The sequence below is a fragment of the Fusicatenibacter sp. genome (assembly GCF_050872605.1).
In the GTDB taxonomy this organism is placed as follows: Bacteria; Bacillota; Clostridia; order Lachnospirales; family Lachnospiraceae; genus Fusicatenibacter.
In genome coordinates this window covers 1-3,917 of record NZ_JBNMHD010000078.1, presented here as the reverse complement: position 1 = coordinate 3,917, position 3,917 = coordinate 1, and the positions used below count along the sequence as shown (strand labels likewise).

3 protein-coding genes are annotated in these 3,917 nt (G+C 48.2%); all 3 read left to right on the top strand.

Going from position 1 to position 3,917, the window contains the following annotated elements:
* Positions 1–1,635 (top strand): phosphoribosylformylglycinamidine synthase subunit PurQ (locus tag ACY2VT_RS14150; protein WP_461880325.1); only part of this gene is annotated, 1,635 nt, incomplete at its 5' end.
* Between the two features lie 279 nt (positions 1,636–1,914).
* Positions 1,915–2,442, top strand: coding sequence for an RNA polymerase sigma factor (locus ACY2VT_RS14145; RefSeq protein WP_158565082.1), 528 nt, complete (start codon positions 1,915–1,917; stop codon positions 2,440–2,442).
* Between the two features lie 223 nt (positions 2,443–2,665).
* A complete protein-coding gene (locus ACY2VT_RS14140) occupies positions 2,666–3,724 on the top strand; it encodes a lactonase family protein (protein WP_461880324.1) in 1,059 nt (352 codons plus the stop codon).
* Positions 3,725–3,917: the final 193 nt, after the last annotated feature.

Below are 3,917 nucleotides of genomic sequence, written 5' to 3'. Positions count from 1 at the left end.
GTCTATGCCGTAACCGAGTCCCTGTCCCGTATTGTGGCAGTTGGCGGCGATTACAGCAAAGTCCGCTTCACCTTCCAGGAGTACTTCCGCAGAATGACCGAGGATCCGCACCGCTGGAGCCAGCCGTTCGCAGCACTTCTTGGTGCATACGATGCACAGATGGGCTACGGCCTGCCGTCCATCGGAGGAAAAGACAGTATGTCCGGTACCTTCAACCATATCGACGTACCGCCGACACTCGTATCCTTCGCGGTTGACGTTGCAAAATTAAAAGATGTAGTATCTCCGGAACTGAAAAATGCAGGAGACAAACTCGTGTGGATCCACCTTCCAGTCGACGCACATCTGCTTCCAGAGTACGAAGGCGTCATGGAAACCTACAGAAAACTGCATGAGGATATGCAGAACGGCCGTGTGAAAGCCGCTTATGTCGTAGACCGTCAGGGTATCGCAGCAGCCGTATCCAAGATGGCATTCGGTAATGCTCTCGGCGTAACCATCGAGCACAATGTAGACGAGAGAGACCTCTTTACTCCATATATTGCAGATCTGATCTGCGAAGTTCCGGCTGAAAAAGTCGGAGAGCTGGCAAGCACCTACACCGTCATCGGTGAAGTGACAGACAAACCGGTTCTTTCCTATAAAAACACCGAAATCACCATCCGCGAGGCCGTTTCCGCATGGAACAAACCGCTGGAAAAAGTATTCAAGACCGTATCCGGTGCAGAGCTTCCGGAGGTAGAGGCCCTGAATGTGGCAGCAGCAGACGAAAACGGAATTGTTGCAGACAGCTGCTATCAGGCAAAGAGCATCCACGTATGCTCCCACAAGCTGGCACAGCCGACCGTCTTCATTCCGGTCTTCCCGGGAACGAACTGTGAGTATGACAGCACCAGAGCTTTCGAGCGTGCCGGTGCAAAAGTTATCACTCAGGTATTCAGCAACCTTTCCGCAGAAGACATCCGCGGTTCTGTCGATGCCTTTGAAAAAGCCATCAACCAGGCGCAGATCATCATGTTCCCTGGCGGATTCTCCGCAGGTGATGAGCCGGATGGATCAGCAAAATTCTTTGCAACCGCATTCCAGAATGCGAAGATCAAAGAAGCTGTTACCAAACTGCTGAATGAGAGAGACGGACTTGCCCTTGGTATCTGCAACGGATTCCAGGCACTGATCAAACTGGGACTCGTTCCGTACGGTGAGATTCTCGGACAGACGGAGGATTCCCCGACTCTGACCTTCAACACCATCGGACGTCATATTTCCAAGATGGTTTACACGAAGGTTGTGACCAACAAATCCCCATGGCTGGCAGGCGCCGAGCTTGGCGGTGTTTACACCAACCCGGCATCCCACGGAGAGGGACGTTTCGTAGCATCGAAAGAGTGGATCGACAAGCTGATGGCAAACGGCCAGATTGCAACCCGCTACTGCGATGTCAACGGAAACCTGACCAACGACGAGTACTGGAATGTCAACGGTTCCTACTGCGGAATCGAGGGTATCACCAGCCCGGACGGCCGTGTCTTTGGTAAGATGGCACACGCAGAGCGCCGCGACAACGGCGTAGCAGTCAACATCTACGGAGAGCAGGATCTGAAGATCTTTGAGTCCGGTGTTGCTTACTTTAAATAAAATAAAACCAAAATAGAAGATTCCCGCAGAGAGGAAGAAAGCTCCTTTCCGCGGGAATTTTTTTGTCAGAAACAGTAATTTCTGGTTTCGAAAGAAAAAATTTGATTATGCGCCGCGGTGCAGTTATAACGCAATATTTTGCTTTATTAACAAAAGTAATAAGGTCGAATAGTAGAAATATTCTGAAAAAACGAAAGATTTCGATAGTCTCAACACATTACATATATGACGGGCCCGGAAGAGAAGGACAGCGAAACAACAGGAGGGAGAAAGAAGTGTATGAGACAAGAGGAGGAACGATTTTTTCAGATCATATTCGAGGAAAACAGTCATGTGCTGTTCCGTTATATCTGCGGTCAGTTGAACAATGACCGGGAGACGGCGAAGGATGTGCTGAACGATGTATGGGAGGTATTGGTGGTAAAATTTGAAACTGTTGCCGATCTCGAAGGAGAAGAGATGACGAAATGGCTGTTCTGTGTGGCAAAAAACAAGATCAAGAATCAGCGCAGAAAACATTATTATCAGAATGAAGTTTCCTATACACAGTATCAGAAAGAAAACAGAAATGAAGGGGAGGCGGCCGCGACAGCCGAGATTGAGGAGAGAATGGTGATGCAGAACTGCATCCAGAACCTGAATCCGATGGATCAGCGCATTTTCTGGGGGAGAGCATATGGATTCAGCTACAAAGAGCTCAGTGGATTCTGCAAGAAAAGCGAGCAGGCGCTGCAGTGCCAGTACAGCCGCGCAATCAAGAAACTGCAGGGAATGATGAGTCAGGAAATCAGTCTGACGAGAGCGTAGAAAATGGAAATGGTATGCAGCGGAAACCTCAACTCTTACAATCTAAAAACAATAGAAATATCTAAAAAATTCTCTGCAGGAGAATATCCTGTGTCTGAAAATAAAGTGTTACCGTTTACATATCAAAAATCCGTTTTCTTCGTTGTCGTGGCGCGGAAATTGTGTTAAAATATTTTTAGAAAATTCACACGATGTGCGAGAAGGCAGAAAGGATGAAAACAACATGAAGGATGAGTACGTAGCCTATGTAGGCACTTATACCCATGGAAGCAGCATTGGTATTCATTTATATGATGTAAATGTAGAAGAAGGCACTCTGACAGAACGAAAAGTCATACCGGTCAACAACTCTTCCCACATTGCCCGTTCCTTAAACGGCAAATACCTGTATTCGATTGCAGATGAAGGCGTTGCAGTGTTTGCAGTGGAAGATGACGGAGACCTGACCCCGATCAACAAAGTAGACATCGACGGCATGCGCGGCTGCTATCTGTCGGTGGACAAAACCGGAAGATACCTGTTCGTGGCAGGCTATCATGACGGAAAAGTAACCGTTGTACATACCCATAAGGACGGCCGCCTCGGAAGTCTGATGGACGGCGTGTTCCACAAGGGCCTTGGCAGTGTGGCAGAGCGTAACTTCCGCCCACATGTCAGCTGTGTCGTTCCTACACCGGACAACAAATATGTCTGCGCAGTCGACAACGGCATTGACCAGATCAAAATGTACAAGCTGAACACACAACGTGACCGCCTGAAACTGGTGGATATCCTGCGCTGTGAGCGTGAATCCGGTCCGAGAGAGATCGTTTTCAGTGAATCCGGAAAATACGCGTATGTCATTTACGAGCTGATGAACAAAGTCGATGTATTCAGCTACCGTGATACGGGAAACGGACCGGAATTTGAAAAACTGCAGTCGATCAGCACCACATCCGCGAACGTGGACCAGGCGCACGACGCCGCATCCGGCATGTGCCTTTCCCCGGATCACCACTACCTGTTTACTTCTACAGCCGGAGACAATACCGTAGCAATGTTCCATATCGACCCGGAGACCGGCTGCCTGGAGAAGAAGTTTGCACTTCCGATCAGCGGCGAATATCCAAAAGATATTGCAATGTTCCCGGACGGAAAACATATCGCAGTGGCAAACCATGAGTCCAACACGATCACAACATTTACCGTTGATTATGAGAAAAACGTGCTGGTTCAGAAAGGCCGCCCGATGAATGTGGAGACGCCGAACTGTATTCTGATTACGAAAAAAGGTGTTCACTAAAAAATAAGAATAACGGAAAAATGCCTGCAGGAAGAACTGTATCCCGCAGGCATTTTTTACTTTATAGGAAAGTTCGACTTTCGTCGAACTCTTGAATAAAAATGCCCGCATAAAGGCGGGCATGAAAAGAAAACGACACTGTTTAAAAGATATAAAAACCTTCTACACCAGCCTCATCGGCAAATAAATCGTC